Annotated in this window: 24 protein-coding genes and 1 pseudogene; 14 read left to right on the forward strand and 11 right to left on the reverse strand. The window is 61.8% G+C overall.

The window, feature by feature from the left end:
- Positions 1-6: 6 nt before the first annotated feature.
- The gene (locus tag JF545_RS15620) at positions 7-753 is read right to left on the reverse strand and encodes an amino acid ABC transporter substrate-binding protein (protein WP_206943567.1); all 747 of its coding nucleotides are present in this window, start codon (positions 751-753) and stop codon (positions 7-9) included.
- A gap of 600 nt (positions 754-1,353) precedes the next feature.
- Between JF545_RS15620 and JF545_RS15625 the strand changes: the two genes are divergently transcribed.
- From JF545_RS15625 to JF545_RS15640, 4 genes are all read left to right on the forward strand, one after another.
- On the forward strand, positions 1,354-2,391 hold the full coding sequence (locus tag JF545_RS15625; RefSeq protein WP_206943568.1) for a DUF3549 family protein: 1,038 nt from the start codon (positions 1,354-1,356) through the stop codon (positions 2,389-2,391).
- A 43-nt stretch (positions 2,392-2,434) separates the two neighbouring features.
- Positions 2,435-2,872, forward strand: a complete 438-nt coding sequence (locus JF545_RS15630; protein WP_206943569.1) for an ATP-dependent zinc protease family protein — start codon at positions 2,435-2,437, stop codon at positions 2,870-2,872.
- A gap of 33 nt (positions 2,873-2,905) precedes the next feature.
- Positions 2,906-3,820: a 30S ribosomal protein S6--L-glutamate ligase gene (gene rimK / locus JF545_RS15635; protein ID WP_206943570.1), complete on the forward strand. Its 915-nt coding sequence runs from the start codon at positions 2,906-2,908 to the stop codon at positions 3,818-3,820.
- A 330-nt stretch (positions 3,821-4,150) separates the two neighbouring features.
- Positions 4,151-4,648, forward strand: a complete 498-nt coding sequence (locus JF545_RS15640; protein WP_206943572.1) for a hypothetical protein — start codon at positions 4,151-4,153, stop codon at positions 4,646-4,648.
- A gap of 54 nt (positions 4,649-4,702) precedes the next feature.
- Here JF545_RS15640 and JF545_RS15645 read toward each other — a convergent pair whose 3' ends face one another.
- The 7 genes from JF545_RS15645 to JF545_RS15675 all read right to left on the reverse strand — a co-directional run bounded on the left by JF545_RS15645 (position 4,703) and on the right by JF545_RS15675 (position 11,696).
- Positions 4,703-5,575 carry a SanA/YdcF family protein gene (locus JF545_RS15645; RefSeq protein ID WP_206943574.1) on the reverse strand — a complete coding sequence of 291 codons (873 nt, stop codon included), beginning with the start codon at positions 5,573-5,575 and terminating at the stop codon, positions 4,703-4,705.
- Positions 5,576-5,629: 54 nt separating this feature from the next.
- Positions 5,630-6,202 carry a putative Fe-S cluster assembly protein SufT gene (gene sufT, locus JF545_RS15650; RefSeq protein WP_206943576.1) on the reverse strand — a complete coding sequence of 191 codons (573 nt, stop codon included), beginning with the start codon at positions 6,200-6,202 and terminating at the stop codon, positions 5,630-5,632.
- Between the two features lie 78 nt (positions 6,203-6,280).
- Positions 6,281-7,522: a cysteine desulfurase gene (locus JF545_RS15655; protein ID WP_206943578.1), complete on the reverse strand. Its 1,242-nt coding sequence runs from the start codon at positions 7,520-7,522 to the stop codon at positions 6,281-6,283.
- A gap of 2 nt (positions 7,523-7,524) precedes the next feature.
- Positions 7,525-8,895 carry a Fe-S cluster assembly protein SufD gene (gene sufD, locus JF545_RS15660; RefSeq protein ID WP_206943580.1) on the reverse strand — a complete coding sequence of 457 codons (1,371 nt, stop codon included), beginning with the start codon at positions 8,893-8,895 and terminating at the stop codon, positions 7,525-7,527.
- Positions 8,892-9,644 carry a Fe-S cluster assembly ATPase SufC gene (gene sufC, locus JF545_RS15665; RefSeq protein ID WP_206943582.1) on the reverse strand — a complete coding sequence of 251 codons (753 nt, stop codon included), beginning with the start codon at positions 9,642-9,644 and terminating at the stop codon, positions 8,892-8,894. Before sufC ends, sufD begins: the two co-directional genes overlap by 4 nt.
- Before the next feature lie 74 nt (positions 9,645-9,718).
- Complete coding sequence (sufB, locus tag JF545_RS15670; protein WP_206943584.1) at positions 9,719-11,161, reverse strand: Fe-S cluster assembly protein SufB; 1,443 nt, start codon at positions 11,159-11,161, stop codon at positions 9,719-9,721.
- Positions 11,162-11,234: 73 nt separating this feature from the next.
- The gene (locus JF545_RS15675; protein WP_206943587.1) at positions 11,235-11,696 is read right to left on the reverse strand and encodes an SUF system Fe-S cluster assembly regulator; all 462 of its coding nucleotides are present in this window, start codon (positions 11,694-11,696) and stop codon (positions 11,235-11,237) included.
- 455 nt (positions 11,697-12,151) lie between these two features.
- Between JF545_RS15675 and JF545_RS15680 the strand changes: the two genes are divergently transcribed.
- From JF545_RS15680 to JF545_RS15725, 10 genes are all read left to right on the forward strand, one after another.
- Complete coding sequence (locus JF545_RS15680) at positions 12,152-12,817, forward strand: ABC transporter permease (protein ID WP_206943589.1); 666 nt, start codon at positions 12,152-12,154, stop codon at positions 12,815-12,817.
- 108 nt (positions 12,818-12,925) lie between these two features.
- Positions 12,926-14,080 carry an ABC transporter ATP-binding protein gene (locus JF545_RS15685; protein WP_206943591.1) on the forward strand — a complete coding sequence of 385 codons (1,155 nt, stop codon included), beginning with the start codon at positions 12,926-12,928 and terminating at the stop codon, positions 14,078-14,080.
- A gap of 4 nt (positions 14,081-14,084) precedes the next feature.
- Positions 14,085-14,816 carry an ABC transporter permease gene (locus tag JF545_RS15690; protein ID WP_206943593.1) on the forward strand — a complete coding sequence of 244 codons (732 nt, stop codon included), beginning with the start codon at positions 14,085-14,087 and terminating at the stop codon, positions 14,814-14,816.
- Between the two features lie 62 nt (positions 14,817-14,878).
- On the forward strand, positions 14,879-15,760 hold the full coding sequence (locus JF545_RS15695; protein ID WP_206943595.1) for a glycine betaine ABC transporter substrate-binding protein: 882 nt from the start codon (positions 14,879-14,881) through the stop codon (positions 15,758-15,760).
- Positions 15,761-15,859: 99 nt separating this feature from the next.
- Positions 15,860-17,185 (forward strand): MmgE/PrpD family protein, encoded by a 1,326-nt coding sequence (locus JF545_RS15700; protein WP_206943597.1) that lies wholly within the window; start codon positions 15,860-15,862, stop codon positions 17,183-17,185.
- Positions 17,182-17,931 carry an SDR family oxidoreductase gene (locus JF545_RS15705; RefSeq protein WP_206943599.1) on the forward strand — a complete coding sequence of 250 codons (750 nt, stop codon included), beginning with the start codon at positions 17,182-17,184 and terminating at the stop codon, positions 17,929-17,931. Before JF545_RS15700 ends, JF545_RS15705 begins: the two co-directional genes overlap by 4 nt.
- Before the next feature lie 138 nt (positions 17,932-18,069).
- Positions 18,070-18,246, forward strand: coding sequence for a hypothetical protein (locus tag JF545_RS15710; RefSeq protein ID WP_206943601.1), 177 nt, complete (start codon positions 18,070-18,072; stop codon positions 18,244-18,246).
- Positions 18,247-18,306: 60 nt separating this feature from the next.
- On the forward strand, positions 18,307-19,164 hold the full coding sequence (locus tag JF545_RS15715) for a nitrilase-related carbon-nitrogen hydrolase (protein ID WP_206943603.1): 858 nt from the start codon (positions 18,307-18,309) through the stop codon (positions 19,162-19,164).
- 88 nt (positions 19,165-19,252) lie between these two features.
- Positions 19,253-19,804 (forward strand): gluconokinase, encoded by a 552-nt coding sequence (locus JF545_RS15720; protein ID WP_206943604.1) that lies wholly within the window; start codon positions 19,253-19,255, stop codon positions 19,802-19,804.
- 281 nt (positions 19,805-20,085) lie between these two features.
- Positions 20,086-20,394, forward strand: coding sequence for a hypothetical protein (locus JF545_RS15725; protein WP_206943606.1), 309 nt, complete (start codon positions 20,086-20,088; stop codon positions 20,392-20,394).
- A 265-nt stretch (positions 20,395-20,659) separates the two neighbouring features.
- Here JF545_RS15725 and JF545_RS15730 read toward each other — a convergent pair whose 3' ends face one another.
- The 3 genes and pseudogenes from JF545_RS15730 to JF545_RS15740 all read right to left on the reverse strand — a co-directional run.
- Positions 20,660-21,580 (reverse strand): 2-dehydro-3-deoxygalactonokinase, encoded by a 921-nt coding sequence (locus JF545_RS15730; RefSeq protein WP_206943608.1) that lies wholly within the window; start codon positions 21,578-21,580, stop codon positions 20,660-20,662.
- Positions 21,577-22,245, reverse strand: a complete 669-nt coding sequence (locus JF545_RS15735; RefSeq protein WP_206943610.1) for a 2-dehydro-3-deoxy-6-phosphogalactonate aldolase — start codon at positions 22,243-22,245, stop codon at positions 21,577-21,579. The genes JF545_RS15730 and JF545_RS15735 overlap by 4 nt, the downstream gene beginning before the upstream one ends.
- An 88-nt stretch (positions 22,246-22,333) precedes the next feature.
- Positions 22,334-22,495, reverse strand: a pseudogene (locus JF545_RS15740) (TRAP transporter large permease subunit); the annotation flags it as partial.

Here is a 22,495-nt window from a genome sequence, read left to right on the forward strand (position 1 = left end):
CCTCACTCAGGGCGTGGTGATGTCGGCATCAAACCAGCGCTGTGAAATCTCGCCGAGGGTGCCATTGTCACGCAGGGTCTCGAGCGCCTGATCCACCTGATCCCGCAGTGCCTCGTCTTCCTGGCGGAAGGGAAGCGCATTGCGAATCTCGGAAAACGGCTTGCCGGCGAGGGCCAACGGCAGCGGTTTCTCCTTGATCACCTGGGTCGCACTGACGCGGTCCATGACAAAGGCATCGACACGCCCGAGCGCGGTGTCCTGCTCGATATTGCTTTCGTAGGTGCGAATGTCCACCTCGTCAGCGAAAGGGAGCTCACGCAACAGCTGCTCGTAATTGGACCCCAGGTTGACGGCGACCGTCTTGCCTGCCAGGTCCTCGACACCGGTCACCTCGTCATTACCTTCCCGGGTAACCACCTGGGCGCCATCGTAGACATAGGGCGACGTGAACAGATACTTCTGTTCGCGCTCCTCAGTGATGGTGATCTGGTTGGCGATGGTGTCGATACGGCCCGACTCCAGCATGCCAAAGAGGCCTGAGAAATTGGCAGTGACAAACTCAACCTCAACGCCCATTTCGTCGGCCACCGCCTCCATGACGTCGACCTCGAATCCCTTCAGGGTGTCCTGTTCGACAAAGGTGAAGGGGAAATAACCACCCGACATGCCCACCTTGAGCGGATCAGCGTAGGCATTGCTGGCGAGACCGAGAGCACCAGCGATAGCGAGAGATGCGGCCAGTTGGCGAACCATGGACGACTCCTTCAAGACAGTAATGGACAGCAAAGGGAGAGACAGTTGGAGGCAACCTGAACAATTTCAACCAACGGCCCACCCTCGCCTCAGCATAATTTGGAATAAACGACCCCCATTATATTCCATTTAGATAGCAGACGCAGTGGAAAAGCTGCCTAGCAGCCATAGCTCGCGGCTATGACCAGGAGACGACAGCCCTCCTGGCAACGCCTATCGCCTGGTCGGTCCTGCCCACAGCATGGATCTGGGACATCACAGCGGCGGAGCTAAACGTGAAGAGACACCTGATGGGGCCTCGGGCAGCAGTGGTTAGGCGGCAAGAGCAGCCCCATCGCTATCACGATCAACAGCGACAGCAACAGGCATGACACCCACAGGGACCAGCGACGCTTTCATGCACAGAAGCCCTGCATGTCCCTGTGGATAACCGCTGAACAGACTGGCACAGCGCGCTACTGGCGGCCTTTAGCGGCACCTGGTCAAAAAATCGCCGGCGAATCGTGCCACCATGTATTCCATAGCGGTAAATTTAGCGGTCAGACGGCTGACAGACCTGCCGCTGCACGATAGAGTGCACGCTGATCTTCCGGAGCGACCATGCAAGCGATCCACTCTCTTCACGACTTCTTCCGCCTCACCGGTGCCGACGTGCATCTTTACCATATGGGGCGTCGCGTACATCCTTGCTCACTGGACACCCTGGCTGACTTCGAGGCCGGCGATGTGCCCTGGCCAGAACCCTGGCAAGGCAAGGCCAGGCTGGCCATGGTCTTCCGCCTTGGCGACATGCAGGACCCACTGATCTGGTTTCTGGCCCTTCCGCTGGATGAGCAAGGCTTGTTGGATGCGGCTCAACGGGATGCTTTTCTGGAGCGCCTGCTATCGACCCTGGGGCGAAGCGCCGAGCAGCTAGAGGCATCGGCCGAGGACGAGATTGACAACCTGATGAAGGACAATCCGCTGGCCTTCACGCCGTCACTGGCTTTCCAGGCAGTCTTGCACGCCCGCGCCAGCGCCGAGCTCGAGCGCCCCGCCAGCGAACACCTCGAGCCCGTCGAGGCCTTCTTCGCCGGACAGGCCGGCCATGATTGGCAGGCACTGGGACTGCAAGGCCTTGCCGACTACGTGGTGCGACTGTCCACCGACACCGAGCGTCAACTGCGCCATGCAATCCCGCAGCTGCACAGCGAAGTACTGACATCGCTATGCTACTGTCTGGAACATGTCGCCATTGATGAGGCCGTGGCAGACAGCCTGCGGCAACGGGGCGAGCAAGCTGCCCGTGACGGCGATATCGAGACCTACTGCGCCTGCATTAGGGCCGTCGGTGGAGGTTCCCGTCGCGTTGCTGCCGACTGGTTCGATCAACTACTGGCCGACCGCCATGCCTGCGGTCCCGATGCGCTGGCGGCCATGGCCGCGCGCGGATGGCAACATCTAGAGGACGCCGAACGCCTGCCCCGCTTTCTCGAGCGACTGGCAGCCAACGAGGAAGCTGACTTTATGGCACTCGCCAGGGACCTGGCACAGATCCCGCGGCTACGCCTGCCGGTGCTGATGACCCTGCGCCAGGCACCTGAGGGCTCAGCGACTGCCAGCCGCCTGGCAATCGTCAAGGGACGCCAGGGTCATTGAGCTGCCCACTGGTGTGTTCGGGTTACCCCTACAAGGAGACGATATGAAGGACCTGCCCTTTCAGGCACAAGCGGTTGTCGGTCGTCGCGAGATGGTGATCCTGCCGGACCTGCACCTGCATCTGTGTGCCAAGGTGGATACCGGCGCACGCACATCAGCCTTGCATGCCGAGGACATCGAGTCCTTCGAGGAAGACGATATTCTGTGGGTCAGCTTCGTCAGTCGCGCGGGCGGGCCTGATAGCCCGGCGCATCAATACCGCATGCACTTGCATGACAGGCGCAAGGTCACCAGCTCCAATGGTCACGCTGAGTGGCGCTACTTCGTGCGCACACGCATGCAGATGGGGGACCTGGAGTTTCCCGTCGAGCTGTCGCTGACCGACAGGCGCAATATGCGCCACCCCATGCTTCTGGGACGCCGTGCCCTTCGCCGCCTGCTGGTGGCACCGGGTGCCACTTTCCTTCACGGCGAACCCTGACGGTTCCACCGCCCCAGCTCTGGAGACTCGCACATGCACATCGCACTGCTGTCCCGCAATCGCAATCTCTACTCCACCCGTCGTCTGGTGGAAGCCGCCGAACAGCGCGGCCACACAGCACGCGTCGTGGATACCCTGCGCTGCTACATGAGCATCGCCTCGCACCACCCCTCCATTCATTACAAGGGGGAAGAGCTGGAGCCCTTCGACGCCGTCATCCCCCGGATCGGCTCGTCGGTCACCTTTTATGGATGTGCGGTCCTGCGACAGTTCGAGATGATGAACGTCACCGTTCTCAACGACAGCGTCGGGATCACTCGCTCACGCGACAAGCTACGCTCGTTGCAGCTGTTGTCCCGCAAGGGGATCGGCCTGCCGGTGACTGGCTTTGCCCACTCGCCAGACGACATTCCCGACCTGATCACCATGGTCAAGGGCGCTCCACTGGTCATCAAGCTGCTGGAAGGAACCCAGGGAATTGGTGTGGTCCTGGCGGAGACCAACCAAGCCGCTGAATCGGTGATTCAGGCCTTCATGGGAATGAAGGCCAATATCATGGTGCAGGAGTACATCAAGGAAGCCAGGGGCGCCGACATCCGCTGCTTTGTGATCGGCGACAAGGTGGTGGCGGCCATGAAGCGTCAGGCCGCCGAAGGTGAGTTCCGTTCCAACCTGCACCGTGGCGGCAGTGCCAGCGTCATCCGCATCACACCGGAAGAGCGTTCCACCGCGATCCGTGCTGCCAAGTCCATGGGCCTGCGCGTCGCTGGGGTAGATCTGCTGCGGTCCAACCACGGTCCCGTGGTCATGGAGGTGAACTCCTCTCCGGGCCTGCAAGGCATCGAGACGGCAACCGGCAAGGACATCGCCGGCCTGGTCATTGAACACCTCGAGAAGAGCGCCACCGCACGACCGAGGACACGGGCACCCGCCAAACCGAAAGGCTGAGGACGTCACGCCGATGACGACCTGAACGCCGCGCACCACAAGGGCGACCGCATCAGCGGTCGCCCTTGTGTTATCCGCTTCCCAGATCCCGGGTAGCCGAAAGCATGATCACCTTGATCACGCGAGGACGCCCAGGCTACCTATTTCGCCCGACTTCGCCGTCCCTAAAGGCGACATTTCCGCAAATAGTCGACGCTATATCTTACAAAGATAGACGAAGGTCGCAGTCAATTGCGCAGCGCGGCAAGAATCATAAATATTTGACAGATTAGGGGTGGCAAAACTCGTGTCAGAGCCCCACAATTTGCGTCACCGGAGGAGGTGACGCGCATGTTTCTCGATAATCGCCAGGTGGCGATGGACAGCCTGCTGGAAGCCCTGGCAGACAGCATTGACTATTTCCAGGACAACCTCGAGCGCCTGCGGCCGTCGCTGCGCGACGCGCTGGAGCCCCATTTCGAGACGCGTAAGAAGACCATGCGCGAGCTACAGAGCCTGGCCCGCGAACACCTGGATCTTCTGCCTCGCGATGCCGACGTGGAACGCGACGACTACATGTGGTTATGGAGTCGCCTCAAGAGCTTTGTCGGCAACGATTCTCAGGTCCTGATCAACGAACTGCTGGAGCAGGAGCGCGTGCTCATGCAGTCCCTGTCGACGCTGTTCACCCATCCCCTGCCGGCCCCCATCGAGCCGGTGCTGGACAGCATCTGGAAAGGTTGTCGCGCACTGATTCGCGAGCTCTACGACCTGCAGAAGTCGACAACCCCACGCCGTCAGACTGGACGCAAGCCCAACCGCGCAGGCTCTCGTCCGGGCAAGCGCTGATCGCTCAGCGCTTGTCCCCCATGGCGGATGTCCCGTCATGCACCAGCGCGTATCTTAGCGCCCAGCTGGCGCTGACTCCTCGGCCTGGTCGACGGGGTCGACATGAGCGTCAGCGTAGGAACTGGCAGAAGACGTTCGGCGAGCATCGACGCCAGACGTGTCTGCCGGCTCGCTGAGCAGTGCCGGCACTTCCTCGTCTGATATCCCGACTTCCAGCGCATCCTCGATGATGTCGTGGAGATCTCGAGCATCGGGTGACGCTTCCGGGGGAACGATACTCAGCGGCTCCAGGGGGCCCAGAAAACGAGGCTCCCGATCCCACAGGTAGAGATCACCCAAGGTTGCCACCCGAGCCACCCACTCCCTGAGAATGAGCCACCAGGTATTTTCTCTCTCCGGTGCGGGACACCCCGCCACCTCAAGCCCCAGCGCATCGCCGATAAACAGCGCTCGCGGCAGGTGCCAGTCCTGGGTAATCAGCAGCGCGCGCTTGACCTCGAACACGTCACGCGCTCGGGCCAGCGTGTCGAAGGTGCTGAATCCGGCGTAATCCAGCGTCATGTCCACCTCACGGACACCCCGTTCCTTGAGGTCTCGCCACATCGTCACCGGCTCATTGTAATAGCGCGTCGAGTTGTCACCCGATACCAGCAGGTGCCGCAAGACTCCGTCATTCATCAACCGGGCCGCTGCAATCATTCGCCCCTCGAAATGAGGATTTCGCGCTCCGCTACGGGTCCAGTGGGACGTGCCGAAGACAATTCCGACTTGATGGGGACGACACTCTGTCAGGCTGGGGGCGATCCGCTGGCGGGTGGACATGACCATCCAGGCGTTGGCCGCCACGAAGGCCAGCGCCAGCAGCAGTGCCAGGCTGCCAAGCACCAGCAATAGACGACGAAAGATGCTCAGCAGCGAATCGCGCATGGCAGTTCCAAGTAACAGCGGGAGCCCGGATCCGATCCAGCGCTGGGGCGAAGATCAGAACATGCCAAGTTCGAGCTTGGCTTCGTCGGTCATCATCTCACGACTCCAGGGGGGATCGAACACAATCTCGGTATGCACTTTCGAGATCTGAGGCGCCCCCAGAATCTTGTTGCGCGCATCCGCAGCAATCACGTCACCCATGCCACAGCCGGGCGCGGTCAGCGTCATGCGAATGGTCACGATTCGCTCACCGCTGATCAGCCGCTCTATGCGGCAGCCATAGACCAACCCAAGATCCACAATATTGACCGGGATTTCAGGGTCGAAGCAGGTACGCAGCTGCTCCCACACGAAGGCCTCGATGGCGTCATCATCCGCCGCGGGATCCAGGGTCGGTCGCGGCAACGATTCGAGCCCTACCGCATCGAGGTTGGCGCCTTCAATGAGATACAGACGCCCTTCATAGGCGACACTGACCGTGCTGCCCTTGGCCTGCATTACCGAGACAACACTGTCTTCGTTGAGTGTTACGGTCTTGCCGAAAGGGATCGAGATGACGTCCACGTCTCGCTGCAGCGGCAGCTGCTGCCCCTTGCTCAATTGAGCAATCTGATCGTACTCGCTCATGCACATCCTTAGCTGGCGATGCCAGTCACTCCGGTCGATGGACCTGGGCCGCGCGACGCACCCAGGTCCATGACCCTGTCAACGCAACATGCTGATGACGCGATCCAGGCTCTCGACCAGCACATCGATCTCTTCGGGGGTGTTGTAGGCAGCGAAGGAGGCGCGACAGGTCGCATCGACACCAAACTGCGCCAGCAACGGCTGCGCACAATGGTGCCCGGTGCGAATGGCGACACCCAACTGATCGATCAGCAGGCCGATATCCTGGCTATGCACACCGTCCACCACAAAGGACAGCACTCCGGCCTTGTCAGGGGCCGTCCCCAGGATGCGCAGACCGTCAATGGCCCCCACACTGAGGGTGGCATGCTCCAGCAAGCGCTGCTCCCAGGCACCAATGTGCTCAAGACCAATGCCGTTGACCCACTCGATCGCCTTGCCAAGGGCAATGACCTCGGCAATCGCGGGAGTCCCCGCTTCGAACTTGTGGGGTATCGCTGCAAAGGTGGTCGGGGCGTCGAAGGATACGGTAGCGATCATCTCACCACCGCCCTGCCAGGGTGGCATGGTTTCAAGCAACGACTCACGGCCATAGAGCACACCCGCACCGGTTGGCCCGTACACCTTATGCCCGGAAAACGCGTAGAAGTCAGCGTCGATCGCCTGAACGTCGATGGGCTGGTGCGGTGCCGCCTGAGCGCCATCCACCAGAATCAAGGCACCGTGGTCATGGGCCACGCGCGCCATGTCGGCGACGGGGTTGACCGTCCCCAACGCGTTGGACACGTGATTGACCGCCACTAGTCGCGTGCGCTCACCGATCAGGTCCTGATACGCCTGCTGGTCGAGCACACCACGCTCATCGACCGGAATCACCTTGATGGTGAAACCTTTTTCGGCAGACAGCAGCTGCCACGGCACGATGTTGGAGTGGTGCTCGAGCTGGGACACCAGCACTTCATCACCAGGTCCCAGGTTCGCCCGACCCCAGCTCTGGGCAACCAGGTTGATCGCCTCGGTCGTGCCGCGAGTGAACACCACCTGACGCGTGCTGGGCGCATTGATGAAGGCTCGGACCGTTTCTCGGCTGCCTTCATAGGCGGCAGTCGCCTCGTCCGCCAGGGTGTGCAAGCCCCGATGGATATTGGCGTTGATCTGGCGATAGTAGTGATCAAAGGTCTCGATCACCTGCCGCGGCGTCTGGCTGGTCGCCGCATTGTCCAGATACACCAGTGGCTTGCCGTGAACCTCCCGATCAAGGATTGGGAAGTCACTGCGGACACGGGCCACATCGAGCAACAGATCGCTGAAGTGGGTCATGCTCAGTCCTCGTTGAGGGCGACGGCAGCCTCGACCAGACCAGCCAGATGGAAGCGCTCGGGCAGCTTGCCGGCGACGGTCAGCTCGACCCGCTCCGCCACGGCATCCAGGTCGACCTGATCCATGACTTCACCGGCGAAGGCCAGGGTCAGCAGGCCTCGCGCGGTCGCCTCGTCCAGACCACGGGTACGCAGGGCGAACACGGCCTCTTCATCCAACTGGCCGGTCGTCGCGCCGTGGGAGCACTTGACGTCATCCGCGTAGATTTCCAGCTCAGGCTTGGTGTCGATCTGGGCGCGATCGGACAGCAGCAGGTTGGCGTTGCTCTGATCCGCCTCGATCTTCTGGCTGTCGCGCTTGACGATCACCTTGCCGTTGAACACGCCGTGCGCACGGTCGTCGAGGATGCCCTTGTAGTTCTCGTGGGAGAAGGTGTGGGGTGCGTTATGGTTGGCCAGCGTGTGGTTGTCCACATGCTGACGATTCTGACCATAGAACAGCCCATTGAAGGTGACTTCCGCACCCTGACCATTGAGGTCACTGATCAGGTCGTTACGCACCAGACCACCACCCAGCGTCAGGTTGAAGGAGGTGAACTGGGCATCGCGACACTGCTCGACGTGGATACTGGCCACGTGCAGGTCCTGCTCCGGCGACTCCACCAACTTGTAATGGGTCAGGTGGGCGCCACGATCCAGCATCACTTCTTCCACCAGGTTGGTGAAGTTGGCGGCGCCCTCTTCACCCACGTGATGCTCGATCACGGTGGCCTGGCTGCGACTGGCCGCTTCGATGAGGATGCGCGGATGGCTCATCACCGCCGCCTGGTTGGCCCGGGACAGGAACTGCAGCACGATGGGTTTTTCCACCACCGTACCCGGCGCCAGACGCACCAGCGCACCTTCCTCGAAGAACGCGGTATTCAGCGCAGAAAAGGCCGAGAACTCCACGCCTGTCAGCCGTCCCAAGGGACCGCCGACAGCTTCATGATTCTCCTCGAGCGCCTGGGACAGCGGCTGCACCTGAACACCGCCGGGCAGTTCGGTCAGGTCCGACAAGGCACTGGAAAAGACACCATCAACGAAGGTCAGTCGATGAGCATCCATTGGCAGCGTCAGCGCCGCTGCGCTGGCAGGCGAAAAATCCGCATCCTCTGCCAGCTGGAAGTCACCGCGACTGATGGCACGAACGTCGGTGTACTTCCACTCTTCGACGCGGCGATCGGGAAACCCCATCGCTTCGAAGCGGGCAGCGCCCGCCTGGCGCCGAGCGGCGATCCAGGTCGGCTCGCCGCTGCGACGTGCGCTGCGCTCGCTCAGACGATCCAGAAAGCGCTGGACCTCACTTGCTCCCTGGCTTGCTGTCTGGTTCATGCAGCAGACTCCTCTACGACCCAGTCGTAGCCACGGCTTTCGAGTTCACGCGCCAGGTCGGCATTACCGCTCTTGACGATTCGACCATCGACCAGCACGTGCACATGATCCGGCACGATGTAGTCCAGCAGGCGCTGGTAGTGGGTCACCAGCAGGATGCCGCGATCTTCGCTGCGCAGCGAGTTGACGCCTTCGGCCACCACCTTCATCGCATCGATATCGAGACCGGAGTCGATTTCATCCAGCATCGCCAGCTTTGGCTGCAACACCAGCATCTGCAGGATCTCGTTGCGCTTCTTCTCGCCACCGGAGAAGCCTTCATTTACCGCGCGCTGCAGGAAGCTGTTGTCCATCTTCATGAAGGACACCTTTTCCTTGATCAGCTTCATGAACTCGGGCGCGGGAATCTCGCCTTCTCCACGGGCTTCACGCTGAGCATTCAGCGCTGCCTTGAGCAGGTAGATATTCTTGACTCCCGGAATCTCCACCGGGTATTGAAAACCGAGCAGCAGGCCCGCCTGAGCACGCTCCTCGATCTCCATCTCGAGCACATCGCGGCCTTCGAAGGTGATCGTTCCGGCGGTCACCTCATAGCCGTCCTTGCCTGCAATCACCGCAGACAGGGTGGACTTGCCTGCGCCGTTGGGGCCCATGATGGCGTGCACTTCACCGGGCTGGATGGACAGAGTCAGACCCTTGAGGATTTCAGAGCCCTCGACGGTGACGTGGAGATCCTTGACTTCGAGCATGTTGACACCTTTGCAGTGCCCGCCGCTCCAGGCGACGGGGTGTAACTAACAGGGTTGGCGGAGGGCGCGGGCGATCAGCCCACCGCACCTTCCAGAGTCACGTTGAGCAGTGCTTCTGCCTCGACGGCGAATTCCATCGGCAGCTCCTGGAACACATCCTTGCAGAAGCCGTTGACGATCATGTTGACCGCGTCTTCTTCGGAGATGCCGCGGCTCTGGCAATAGAACAGCTGGTCTTCGCCAATCTTGGAGGTCGTGGCCTCGTGTTCCACGGTCGCCGTGGAGTTACCGATTTCCTGATAGGGGAAGGTATGGGCGCCACAGGTGTCGCCGATCAGCAGCGAGTCACACTGCGTGAAGTTACGCGCACCCTTGGCCCGCGGCCCCACCTTGACCAGACCGCGGTAGGACTGGTTGGAGCGGCCGGCAGAGATACCCTTGGAGACGATGGTGGACTTGCTGCCCTCGCCCAGGTGAATCATCTTGGTACCGGTATCGGCCTGCTGGCGACCGTTGGTCACCGCCACGGAATAGAACTCGCCGATGGAGTCCTTGCCGCGCAGCACGCAGGACGGATACTTCCAGGTAATGGCCGAGCCAGTTTCCACCTGGGTCCAGCTGATGTGCGAGCGATCACCGCGGCAATCACCGCGCTTGGTGACGAAGTTGTAGATGCCGCCCTTGCCATCTTCGTCGCCCGGATACCAGTTCTGCACGGTGGAGTACTTGATGCTGGCGTCTTCCAGAGCCACCAGCTCGACCACTGCGGCGTGCAGCTGATTTTCGTCGCGCATCGGCGCCGTGCAGCCTTCCAGGTAGGACACCTGCGCCTTCTTCTCGCACACGATCAGGGTGCGCTCGAACTGGCCGGTGTTGGCGGCGTTGATACGGAAGTAGGTGGACAGCTCCATCGGACAGGTCACGCCCTCCGGCACGAACACGAAGGAACCGTCGGTGAACACTGCCGAGTTCAGCGCCGCGAAGTAGTTGTCGCTGGTGGGCACGACGGTACCCAGATACTGCTTTACCAGCTCCGGATAGTCGCGAATCGCCTCGGAGATGGAACAGAAGATCACGCCCGCTTCGGCCAGCTTGTCCTTGAACGTGGTGGTCACGGACACGGAGTCAAAGACGGCATCGACCGCCACCCCGGCCAGTGCGGCACGCTCATGCAGAGGGATACCCAGCTTCTCGTAGGTCTCGAGCAGCTTGGGGTCGACTTCATCGAGGCTCTGGGGCTTGTCTTCTTCACGCTTCGGGGCACTGAAGTAGGAAATCGCCTGATAGTCGATCGGCGGATAGTCCAGATGTGCCCAGGACGGGGGCGTCATCTTCAACCACTGACGATAGGCATCCAGCCGCCATTCCAGCATCCATGCCGGCTCACCCTTCTTGTTGGAGATGAACGCAATGGTATCTTCGTCGAGTCCCGGCGGGATCGTGTCGCTCTCGATGTCGGTCACGAATCCTTCTTTATATTCGCGACGGACGAGCTGTTCCATTTCCTGACTTGCCATGATGTGTCCCCTCCCGGACGGTTCGGTCGGCGGGCGTCACCCGCCCAGGGTAATGAAGTCGATGAGACGCTGGTCAGGCTTCCGCCGCCAGGCTAACGCTTTGAATCGGCAGGCGAACCGGCATTTTCAGCGGAGAGCTGTCTGCCAGATGCGCCAAGGTGATACTGTCCAGAAGCTCGCGTATGGCCAGCGACACCCGCTGCCAGTTGTCGGCTACGCCGCAGGTGGATGCCAGATCGCAGTCGCCCTCGGCATGGCTGCATTCGGTGACGGCGACGGGCCCTTCAATGGCAGAAATGATGTCGCTCACCGTGATCTCGGAGGCGGCACGAGCCAGTTGGTAGCCTCCCTGGGCCCCTCTGCGCGACACCAGCAGCCCCGCTTTCACCAGCATCTTCAGCGTCTTGCTCACCGTAGGGTGAGGCAGCTGCACCGCGTCGGCGAGCTCTCCCGCGGCGTGCGGCTCGCGCGGATGGCGCGCAATCTGCGCCATTACCACTGCCGCATAGTCTGTCATGCGAGACAGCTTCAGCATTCGCCTCTCCTCGGGGAACTCCCCTCTTCGTCGGTGCAGAGTTCAGCCCCTGCTTCGATTGGGGACCATTTTAGTCCTGTATAAACCCGATGTGAAGAGCCGAGCCGCCCTATACCACGCTATTGACCCGATAGCCGCCAGGATCTCGGCATGATCGACGCAGATGAATACAAAAACACAATCATTCTCATTCACTAAAACAATGACGCTTAGCCATCTTGTACGACCTGTGCCGCAAGACATGCATCAGATCCATCAATTCCCTTCATTGCATATCGTCATTCATGATCAAACCAAATAGATAGAGCATTCTGCTAAGCTTGTGCCCAATCAACGGCCAGTGAACGAAGGCCCTCGCCCTGAGCGGGCGAGTTGACTGCCCGTGGGCTGAAAGCACGCCGCCCTCTTACAGCGCGACGTGACCGACGCTGCGCGGCTCAACAGGAGCAACTGCCTTGGAACTGATTCAATACGCGATAGCGAACGCCGACTTGCTGCTATCCAGAACGCTTGAGCATATCTCTTTGGTGGGTGTGGCCGTAGGCATCGCCACCCTGACCGGCGTTCCTATTGGCATCGCGATCACGCGCAACGAGAGGGTCGCACAAGCGGTGCTCTATGCTGCGTCCATCATTGTCACCATCCCCTCCATTGCGCTCTTTGGCATCATGATTCCGGTGCTGTCGCTGATCGGCCAGGGGATCGGCTATCTGCCGGCCGTGATCGCCGTACTGCTCTATTCCCAGCTTCCGATCATTCGCAACACCTACACCGCCATCAATAACGTCGACCCAGCCCTGCGCGAGGCTGCCCGCGGCATCGGCATGAGCCACCGTCAGCGTCTGCGAATGGTCGAGATACCGCTGGCGGTGCCGGTGATCATGGCGGGAGTTCGCACCGCCGTCGTCCTTAACATCGGCGTCATGGCGATTGCTGCCTATATCGGTGCAGGAGGGCTTGGCACCTTTATCAGTCGAGGGATCTCCCAGTCCGACCCGCGCCAGCTGATCATTGGCTCCATTGCGGTCAGCCTGCTGGCCATCATCGTCGACTATGGCCTGCTGGCGATCCAGAAGCGCTTTACGCCCAAGGGTATGGAAGGCGCCGCCAGCGCTGCCTGATGCCCCCCACAACCTGGTTCCCCAATAAAAAGAGCGGGCACCGTCATCCAACCAGCATGTTGAATGACCCATCGCCCGCGTCTGCCGACTAGCCACAAGGACTTTCTGATGATTCGTCTGGAAAATCTGACCAAGGTCTTCGATACGCCCAAGGGCGCCGTCGTCGCCGCTGACCACATCAACATGGAGGTTCCCACCGGCGAAATCTGCATCCTCCTGGGTCCGTCCGGGTGCGGCAAGACCACCACCCTGAAGATGATCAACCGGATCGTGAAACCCTCCTCCGGAAGGGTCTTCATCAACGGTGACGATACCACCGACATGAACACCCAGGACCTGCGCCGCAACATCGGCTACGTGATCCAGCAGATCGGTCTGTTTCCCAACATGACCATCGAAGAGAACATCGCGGTGGTACCCAAGCTTCTGGGTTGGGACAAGAGCCGCTACAAGGAGCGTGCGCGGGAGCTGATGCACATGATCGCGCTGGAGCCGGATGCCTTCCTCAAGCGCTTTCCTTCTGAACTGTCTGGCGGCCAGCAACAGCGAATCGGCGTTGCCCGTGCGCTGGCAGCAGATCCCCCGGTCATGCTGATGGACGAACCCTTCGGCGCCATCGATCCGATCAATCGTGCGGTGATTCAGGATGAGTTCCTTAAAATGCAGCAGGAACTCAACAAGACCATCATGTTCGTCAGCCACGATATCGACGAAGCCATCAAGATGGGCGATCGCGTCGCCGTCTTCCGCGAGGGCAAGCTGGTGCAGTACTCCACCCCGGATGACCTGCTGGCCGCGCCCAAGAATGCCTTCGTCGAATCCTTCCTGGGGGAAGACCGCGCGCTGAAACGACTCAATCTGGTCAAGGTATCCGAGGTGGTCAGCGACGAGATCGGCACGGTGAAGCCGGAAGATACGCTGTCCACAGCGCTGGAGCGCATCGATGACTTCGGCTACCAGAACTCCATTCTGATGATCAACGACAAGCGCCAGCCGGTCGGCTTGATCAGCCGCTCCCTGGCCAGAACCACCAAGGGCTATTGCCGCGATCACTTCCAGAACGTGCCTGCAACGGTCAGCCTGGATGATGACCTGCGCAAGGTGGCTTCACTAATGTTTGCCCAGGACATTACCTGGCTGCCCTGCGTCGATGAAGAAGGACGCGTATGTGGCCAGATCACCCAACGGGCCATGACCCACCACCTGGGCGCACGCTTTCGCACCAAACAGCGCGAAACAGTGACCGCAGAGCCAAAGGAGTGAGTGGATGCTGATTCGTAGCCTGACCAGCGCCGGCATCATTCTCGGCCTGATCCTTGTCTTCCTGCTCGGCGTCTGGGCCCAGTCCAGCGGCGCCATCGATGACTTTCTGTGGTACTTGCCGGACGTCCAGTACCTAGCCGCCCAGCACCTGTGGTTGACGTTCCTGTCGGGGGGCCTCGCGATTCTGGTCGCCATTCCGCTGGGCATCTGGCTATCACGCCCGAGCATGAGTCGTGCCGCCGAGTCATTGATGCAGGTCCTCAACGTCGGCACGACCATTCCCACCCTGGCGGTGCTGGCGCTGTCCATGAGCTTTCTTGGCATTGGTACCGTGCCCGCGGTGTTTGGCCTGTTCGTGGCCACCCTGCTGCCGATCACGCGCAACACCTATGCCGGACTCAAGGGCGTTTCCCCGGCCCTGAAGGAAGCCGCTGCCGGTATTGGCATGTCGCCGGTCCAGCGCCTGTTCAAGGTCGAGCTGCCCAATGCCCTGTACGTGATCTTTGCGGGTATCAGAACCGCCCTGACGATCAACGTTGGCACCGTGCCCCTGGCCTTTCTGATCGGTGCAGGCGGCCTGGGCGAGCTGATCTTCACCGGCATCGATCTGTACGATCCGATCATGATGCTGTCTGGCGCCATTCCCACGGCCATGCTGGCCATCGTGGTGGATGCCTTGATAGCGGGGATCGCCTTCGTGATCGTGCCACGCGGCGTCAATCCGGCGCGCGCTTGATGCAGCGTCGTCCCTTGTCCCCCATTGACTCCCCTCACAAGACCTCAACTGGAGCATGCAGCATGAAGACATTGATGACCGCACTGACTGGCCTGGCCCTCGTCTCCACGAGCGCCGCCGTGAGCGCCAACGACGTGGTGGTTGGCGGCAAGAACTTTACCGAGCAACAGCTGCTGGCCAGCATGACCACCCAGTACCTGGACGGACTGGGCTATGACGTCGACAAGCGCGCAGGCATGGGCTCAGCCGTGCTGCGTCAGGCGCAGGAAAACGGCCAGGTGGACCTTTACTGGGAATACACCGGCACCTCGCTGATCAACTACAACGATGTGACCGAATCTCTCAGCGCTGAGGAAACCTATCAGCGCGTCAAGTCGCTGGACGCCGAGAAGGGCCTGGTGTGGCTGGAGCCCTCCGCCGCCAACAATACCTATGCCCTGGCCATGCGCGCAGACAGCGTGGAAGAAACGGGTATCACCAGCCTGTCCGAGCTGGCCAATGCGGTCAACGACGGTCAGGAACTGAGCTTTGCCATGAACGCCGAGTTCTATGCCCGCGAAGACGGTTGGCGGCCGCTGCAGCAAGCCTACGATTTTCGCGTCGCTCGTAACGCCGTGAAACGCATGGACTCCGGCCTGGTCTACCAGGCACTGCGTGACGCCCAGGTCGACGTTGGCCTGGTCTTCGCCACCGATGGCCGCATCCCCGCCTTTGACTTCCAGGTGCTGGAAGACGACCAGGGCTTCTTCCCTGCCTACGCGTTGACCCCGGTCGTGCGTCAGCAAACCCTCGACGCCAACCCTGAGCTGGCCGACCAGATGAACGCGCTTTCAGCGCTGCTGGACGACGACACCATGGCCAGCCTCAACGCCCGAGTGGACGTCGAGCGCGAGACCATCGAGGACGTCGCCGAATCCTTCCTCGAGGACAACGACCTGCTGTGACCCTTCAAGGCCCCCGTTCGGGGGCCTTGTTCCTACCTCACCAGCGTGCAGTGAGCGCTCTCCCCCTGCGGCTCCCCCAGTTCGACAAAGGACCTCCCCATGAGCACTTCCCGGGACGTCATCCACTGGATCCTCACGTCTCCTCTGGACCACCTAGATGACGCTCAGTGCCGCCATGCCAAGCGCTGCCTGCTGGACCTTCTCGGCGTCGCCGCCGGCGCCACCGACACGGCCCTGGCCGAACACGCCCGCCGCTATGTCAGGGTGCAGCACGCAGGTGATCGCCCCTTGCTGTTCTCCTCGTCGACGGCGTCGGCCACCGGCGTCGCCTTGCACGGCGCCTGGCTGATCGATGCACTCGACGCCCACGACGGCCAAGTGCTGACCAAGGGCCACGCCGGCGTCGCCATCCTGCCGGGATTGCTGGCGCTGCCCGAGATCGAGCAGGTCATCGGCAGGGCCTTTCTCGGCCTGCTGGCGATGGGCTACGAGATCGCCACCCGGGCCGGCATCGCGCTGCACGCCTCGAGTCCCGACTATCACACCTCGGGGGCCTGGAACGCGCTGGGCGTGGCAGCGGTGACGGCGCGCCTCAAGGGCCTCGCCCCGGCCCAGCTGGAACACGCCCTCGGCATCGCCGAATTCTATGGTCCGCGTAGCCAGATGATGCGCTGCATCGATCACCCGACCATGCTCAAGGATGGCTCCGGCTGGGGCGCCCAGGCAGGCGTCGCGGCCACCCTGCTGGCCGAGGACGGCTTCACCGGCGCCCCGGCGGTGACCCTGTGTGCCGAGCAGCACGCCGCGGTATGGGGCGATCTGGGACGACGCGACTACCTGTCGGAGCAGTACTTCAAGGCCTATCCGGTGTGCCGCTGGGCCCAGCCGGCGGTGGAGGCGGTACTCGCCATACCCGCCGCCGAACGCCAGGTGGACAATATCGAACGCATCGAGATCACCACCTTCCACGAGGCCAGGCGCCTGCACACCATCGCCCCGACCACCACCGAACAGGCCCAGTACAGCCTGCCCTGGTCGGTGGCCTGCGCCCTCGATCGCGGCACCATCGACGTCGCCGCCATCAGTCGCGATCTCGGCGACGATGCTCTGGTGGCACTGTCACGGCGGGTGACGATCACCGAATGCGATGACTACAACGCACGCTTCCCGGCCGAGCGCTGGGCCAGCGTCACGCTGTATCTACGCGATGGTCGCCGTATCCAGAGCCCTGCCATGGAAGCCCGCGGCAACCCCCACAATCCGCTGAGCGATGACGAGATCTCTGCCAAGTTTCAGGCCCTGGCGAGCCCGGTGCTGGGCCATCGCGCCAACAAGATCGAGCATGTGATAGGTGATCTGGAGCAGCGTCCCGTAGGTGACCTGCTGGCCCTGCTGTCGCCACCCACCACAGGAGATGCCATATGACCCACACGCTAGCTGGCGTGGTAGTGATCACCGGAGGTTCCCGCGGTATCGGCCGTGCCACCGCCCTGGCCTGCGCCCGTGCCGGTGCGCGGGTCGCCTTCAGCTATCGCAGCGATGACGCCGCCGCCCGGGACACCCTGGAAGCCTGTCAGGCACTGACCGGTGAAGACGGCGCCATGGCCGTCAAGGCCGACGTGGTCGACGAGGCTCAGGTGATGGCACTGTTCACCAGTACGCGACAACGCCTGGGCCCGATCACCGGGGTGGTCAACAACGCCGGTATCGTGGCGCCCTCCATGCCACTGGCGGATATGGCAGTGGAGCGCCTGCGTCAGGTGGTCGACACCAATGTGCTGGGCGCCCTGCTGGTCGCCCGGGAAGCCGCGCGCGCGCTGGTCGACCAGGGTGCCCTGGTCAACGTCAGTTCCATGGCCTCGCGCCTGGGTTCGCCCAACGAGTACGTCGACTACGCCGCCAGCAAGGGCGCACTGGATACACTGACCATCGGCTTGAGCAAGGAACTGGGCCCCCGTGGCATTCGCGTCAATGCCGTGCGCCCCGGCTTGATCGAGACCGATATCCATGCCCGGGCAGGCCGACCGGAGCGGCTGGCCGAACTCGGGCCCGGCTGTCCGCTGGGGCGTGCCGGTCGACCGGAAGAGGTCGCCGAGGCCATCATCTGGCTGCTGTCCGACGCGGCCTCCTATGTGACGGGGACCTTTATTGATCCCGCCGGAGGACGCTAGGGCTTGTCTGAAAAGTGCCTGCGCTCGTCGGGACTTGACCCAGGTCGCCTCGCCGTCTGTCGTGTTGACGTATAGAAGATGGTGCTGTCAGGCACTTTTTGCCCCGGGCGGTCCGGGGCCTCACACGGAGCCTCCTCCATGGACACTCGCTTCTATCTTCTTATCGTCGCAGTCCTCATCGGGCTGGGCGTCATCCACTGGATCGGCTTTCGCCTGCTCAAGCGCAAGCTGCAACCGCCCCAGCAAAGCGATCTCCCCCGCGACGCCACGCCCGGGCTTTCCAGAGACAACAGCGATAGTCGTGACAAACGTTGATCCGCCGAGCGAATTACGGCACCTTGTGGCGCCCTGCCCCCACCCTCAGGAATCCCAGCCATGCAGCATCAGGCCAAGCAGCACCAGGAACAGCTACAGGTCGCCTGCGCCCAGATCAACACGCGCCTCGGTGACGTCGAGGCCAATCTCGCCCATCACCTCGACGTGATCCACGACGCCCGCCGTCGTGGCGTGGAATTGCTGGTCTTTCCCGAACTCTCATTGACCGGTTACGGCCTGGGCCCAAGGGTGCTGGAGGTGGCCATGCCATCGGAGGACCCACGGCTGATCCAGCTGGCCAAGGCGGCCGCCGGCATGCAGGTCATCGTCGGCTTCGTCGAGGAAGCCAGCCCCGGTGAGATCTACAATGCCCTGGCCATTTTACAGGACGGTCGAGTGGCCGCCGTGCATCGCAAGCTCAACCTGCCCACCTATGGCGGTCTTGAGGAAGGCAAGTGGTTCAGCCACGGCAGCCGCCTGACGGAAGTTCCGGTTCGTCCGGGATGGAGCACCACCTCGATGATCTGCGCCGACCTGTGGAACCCAGCGCTGGTTCATGCTGCCCTGCTGGCACGGCCTGCCGTCCTCTGCGCGCCGATCAACTCCGCATCCGGCATCGTCTCCGAGGACTTCTCCAATGAAGACAACTGGGTGCTGAATGTGCGTTTCTACGCCATGACCTACGGCACACCGGTATTGATGGCCAATCGATACGGAGCAGAGGGTGACAGTCACTTCTGGGGAGGGTCGCGGATTCTCGGGCCCCGCGGCGACACCTTGGCCGAGGCGGAGGATCGCGAAATGCTGATTCACGCCGAACTGTCGCGCACCGCCATCGCCCGTGCGCGCTTCGAGCTGCCCACCCTGCGAGATGCGGACAGCCCCTTGATACGTGAGTTGATGGCAGGCTATCGCTAGCAAAACACGGGGTCAGGCTGCCGCGAAAACGCGCGCCAGAAATGCTAGAATCGCCTTTCACTTTCTGAACATCGGCGCGCCCCTCTACATGAACACAGCTTCTCGCCCTCGCCTGTCCACTCCCCCTCTGAGCATGCTCGTCATGGGCGTTTCGGGCTCAGGCAAATCCCACATCGGGCGTTTGCTGGCCGAGCGGACGGGAGCCAAGTTCATCGACGGCGATGACTACCACAGCCGCGACAACATCGCCAAGATGTCCCGGGGCGAACCACTGAACGACGAAGATCGCCAGGGCTGGCTCGACACCCTGGCCGGCCTGTATCGCGAACATCGTCAGACCGGCCAGCCCCTGGTGATCGGCTGCTCGGCCCTGAAGCGACAGTACCGAGACCTGCTGCGCGCCGGCGCCGCGGACCTGAAGATCCTGTACCTTCACGGCAGTCAGGAACTGCTGCTATCGCGCCTCAACAGCCGCGGGCAGCACTTCTTTGCTGGTGAGCATATGCTGCGAAACCAGCTGGCCACGCTGGAGATGCCCGGTGATGACGAAGCGATTCGTTGTGACATCGAGAGCACCCCTGACGCCATCATCGACCGCTTTATCTCGGAACTGGCGACATCGCCGGATGCAGCGCGCTGAAAAGGATGACCAGCGGTGTGGAAAACGCTGACTTCTCCTACCCTTTCCTGCATGAGCATACTTTCTCGCCAATGCAGCAGTAATGAACGCCTTACACTCTGTCACTTAGTCGTCATGTTTCGTCTCATCCCTACGCTGATCGTCAGCCATGTCGTTAACCGTCAGCTTTGTCACCGACCGTCAGCTTTGTCACCGACAAGGGGGGTATGAGGCGTTTTTCCCGTTGATATGTCCAACACTACCTCGGCTCTCGCAGTCGATCGTCGAACAAGGAGAATCCCATGTCCGATCCGATGGTAGGCAAGACGTTTGAGTTCAGCTGTGACGGCAAGACCTGGGGCGTGGTCTTCGAAAACGCTACGCGCATGCGTCATCGCCTGCATGGCTCGCCCACCACATCGCAGCCAAGCGACACCAGCTGCGCCTATCTCGCAACACCCGTGGATGATCACCGAATCTTTGTCTATGGCTTGGAGGACAAAGGTCTGGCACTACGTTACGTCCTCGACTTCAATAGCATGACCTTTATTGGCCACGGAGCCTTCGCCGACCCACGTGCCGACTACCGCGGCGAGTTCCGTCCGTCCTGAGGGGCTGCCAGCTTCTGCCTCTCGTTGGTCCCGTTGGAACTATGCCGCCCAATGACCGGCTAAGCGACAGAGTTGTCCGTCTACAGCGGTCCCACAAAGACTATCCGTCAGTCGCCATCCACTAGAAACAAAAAGTCCGGCTCCATGGGAGCCGGTCTTTTCCTGACGATAGTCATCCGCCAAGGCAATTCGTCAGGGCAGGTCGTCAGAGCAGTTTATCAGGGCAATCGCCCCGGGGGAGCGTACGAGCACCACTCCCCCCGCGTTACGTCAGCCGATGACGCTCCGCCAGTGCGATCAATCCCGCCAGGGTCGCGCTGTCGCTGTCTACCTCATCCACCGCGATAGCGTGGCGTTCCAGCGCCTGGCGATACAGCGGGTTGAGCCCCGAGGACCCCACCAGCACGACACCGGCCTGCTGCTCGATCAGATGCTCGCGCTGGGCAAGCACCTCAGCACCAATCAACACTCCGGAGAGAAAACTGCCCACCTGAGAAGCCTGCAGGCCCGCGTACAGGTGGCGGCTGCGGCCTTCGAACAGCGCGTGCATCAGCCCAGCGGGATGTTCCGCTGCTGCTAACCCTTGGGCAAAGCCGTGCGCATCGAAGGCATCGCCGCTGTTGTCGGCCGTCCTCGACGGCTCTCCCGGCAGCGTGTGGAAGCGCACGGCGTGATAGAGCTCGCCGGTCATCATGGTCGAAAAATCCACCAAGCGATCGCCTTCCAGTCTGGCCCACTTGCTGTGGGTGCCTGGCAGGCAGCATACACCGCTACTGAGTCCTTTCAGGGCGAAGGCACCAAACGCCTGAATTTCCTCGCCCCGCATCACATCCACGTGATCGTCTCGCACCACCTTGAGACCGGGCACGATCCAGGCGTTGTCGAGCCCCGGCGCGGGCACCACATTGTCGGCCAGATCCAGCGCCGAACGGGGGACCTCCAGCTGCGGTGCTTCGCTCCAGCCCCGCGCCGATCCGACCATACCGGACAGATACACCGGCACCTTGCCGCCCTCACGCCAGGCACCCACCTGGGCTTCACAGTAATGGGGGAATTCGGCTGTCGTCAGCGAGCGCAGCCCCGCATCGGAACGTACGCTCTCCAGACACTCTCCGCTCTGCCGATCGACCAGAAAGGCACGGAAGTTACTGGTTCCCCAATCAATCGCAATCAGGCGCTCGCTCATGCCCCGGCTCCTGCACTGGCGCTACCGGCCAGGCTCTGCCATTCGTCCACCAGCTCACGGGCGATCTTGCCGACCTCGTCTGCGCTGCGGCCTGGCTTGTACAGATTGCTGCCGAAACCAAACCCGGCCACGCCCACCGCATGCCACTCCGCCATGTTGGAACGCTCGATACCACCGACGGCCAGCACCGGCAGGTGCTTGGGCAGAATGGCGCTGATGTCCTTCAAGTACCCCGTCCCAAGACGTGCGGCGGGGAACAGCTTGAGCGCAACGGCACCGGCGCGCGCGGCAGCCAGCGCTTCCGTCGGCGTCATGCAGCCGATCATCGGGGCAAGACCCCGCTCAGCACCCAGCGTGACCAGCGAAGGATCGGTGTTCGGCGTGATCATCAGTGGTGCGCCAAGTGACGCCAGCTTGGCCGTATCGTCCGCTTCCAGCACGGTACCGGCGCCGATCAGCACGTTCTCAGGGCTACAGGCAACGGCACGCTCGATGCTGTCCCAGGGCTGCGGTGAATTCAGTGGAATCTCGATCAGACGAAAGCCAGCTTCCACTAGAGCACCACAGACCGGCTCGATCTCATCGGGCGTAATACCACGCAGGATGGCCACCAGCGGCATCTCCTTCATGGCAGCATCAAGCACAGCGCGCTGGGCATCATTCATGTCAGCAGTCCTCATCGAGTCGACAACGGAGAAATAACGGTTTCACATGATACGACGAAGGGCGGCCAAGGCCGCCCTCTCAGGTCAATCAATCGACCAGCCACATGGCCATCTCGGGCCACATCAGCAGCGCGGCCAGCACACACAATTGCAGTGCGATGAACGGCAGCAGTGACACAAAGATGTCTTTCAGGCTGATCTCCGGCGGCGCCACCCCTTTCAGGTAGAACGCGGCCGGGCCAAATGGCGG

The organism is Halomonas litopenaei (assembly GCF_017303055.1).
GTDB lineage: Bacteria > Pseudomonadota > Gammaproteobacteria > Pseudomonadales > Halomonadaceae > Halomonas > Halomonas litopenaei_A.

Bases quoted from the DNA above. Each gene is read 5' to 3' on its own strand.
- JF545_RS15620 (WP_206943567.1), bottom strand. From the start codon at position 753: ATGGTTCGCCAACTGGCCGCATCTCTCGCTATCGCTGGTGCTCTCGGT.
- JF545_RS15625 (WP_206943568.1), top strand. From the start codon at position 1,354: ATGCAAGCGATCCACTCTCTTCACGACTTCTTCCGCCTCACCGGTGCC.
- JF545_RS15630 (WP_206943569.1), top strand. From the start codon at position 2,435: ATGAAGGACCTGCCCTTTCAGGCACAAGCGGTTGTCGGTCGTCGCGAG.
- rimK (WP_206943570.1), top strand. From the start codon at position 2,906: ATGCACATCGCACTGCTGTCCCGCAATCGCAATCTCTACTCCACCCGT.
- JF545_RS15640 (WP_206943572.1), top strand. From the start codon at position 4,151: ATGTTTCTCGATAATCGCCAGGTGGCGATGGACAGCCTGCTGGAAGCC.
- JF545_RS15645 (WP_206943574.1), bottom strand. From the start codon at position 5,575: ATGCGCGATTCGCTGCTGAGCATCTTTCGTCGTCTATTGCTGGTGCTT.
- sufT (WP_206943576.1), bottom strand. From the start codon at position 6,202: ATGAGCGAGTACGATCAGATTGCTCAATTGAGCAAGGGGCAGCAGCTG.
- JF545_RS15655 (WP_206943578.1), bottom strand. From the start codon at position 7,522: ATGACCCACTTCAGCGATCTGTTGCTCGATGTGGCCCGTGTCCGCAGT.
- sufD (WP_206943580.1), bottom strand. From the start codon at position 8,895: ATGAACCAGACAGCAAGCCAGGGAGCAAGTGAGGTCCAGCGCTTTCTG.
- sufC (WP_206943582.1), bottom strand. From the start codon at position 9,644: ATGCTCGAAGTCAAGGATCTCCACGTCACCGTCGAGGGCTCTGAAATC.
- sufB (WP_206943584.1), bottom strand. From the start codon at position 11,161: ATGGCAAGTCAGGAAATGGAACAGCTCGTCCGTCGCGAATATAAAGAA.
- JF545_RS15675 (WP_206943587.1), bottom strand. From the start codon at position 11,696: ATGCTGAAGCTGTCTCGCATGACAGACTATGCGGCAGTGGTAATGGCG.
- JF545_RS15685 (WP_206943591.1), top strand. From the start codon at position 12,926: ATGATTCGTCTGGAAAATCTGACCAAGGTCTTCGATACGCCCAAGGGC.
- JF545_RS15690 (WP_206943593.1), top strand. From the start codon at position 14,085: ATGCTGATTCGTAGCCTGACCAGCGCCGGCATCATTCTCGGCCTGATC.
- JF545_RS15695 (WP_206943595.1), top strand. From the start codon at position 14,879: ATGAAGACATTGATGACCGCACTGACTGGCCTGGCCCTCGTCTCCACG.
- JF545_RS15700 (WP_206943597.1), top strand. From the start codon at position 15,860: ATGAGCACTTCCCGGGACGTCATCCACTGGATCCTCACGTCTCCTCTG.
- JF545_RS15705 (WP_206943599.1), top strand. From the start codon at position 17,182: ATGACCCACACGCTAGCTGGCGTGGTAGTGATCACCGGAGGTTCCCGC.
- JF545_RS15710 (WP_206943601.1), top strand. From the start codon at position 18,070: ATGGACACTCGCTTCTATCTTCTTATCGTCGCAGTCCTCATCGGGCTG.
- JF545_RS15715 (WP_206943603.1), top strand. From the start codon at position 18,307: ATGCAGCATCAGGCCAAGCAGCACCAGGAACAGCTACAGGTCGCCTGC.
- JF545_RS15720 (WP_206943604.1), top strand. From the start codon at position 19,253: ATGAACACAGCTTCTCGCCCTCGCCTGTCCACTCCCCCTCTGAGCATG.
- JF545_RS15725 (WP_206943606.1), top strand. From the start codon at position 20,086: ATGTCCGATCCGATGGTAGGCAAGACGTTTGAGTTCAGCTGTGACGGC.
- JF545_RS15730 (WP_206943608.1), bottom strand. From the start codon at position 21,580: ATGAGCGAGCGCCTGATTGCGATTGATTGGGGAACCAGTAACTTCCGT.
- JF545_RS15735 (WP_206943610.1), bottom strand. From the start codon at position 22,245: ATGAATGATGCCCAGCGCGCTGTGCTTGATGCTGCCATGAAGGAGATG.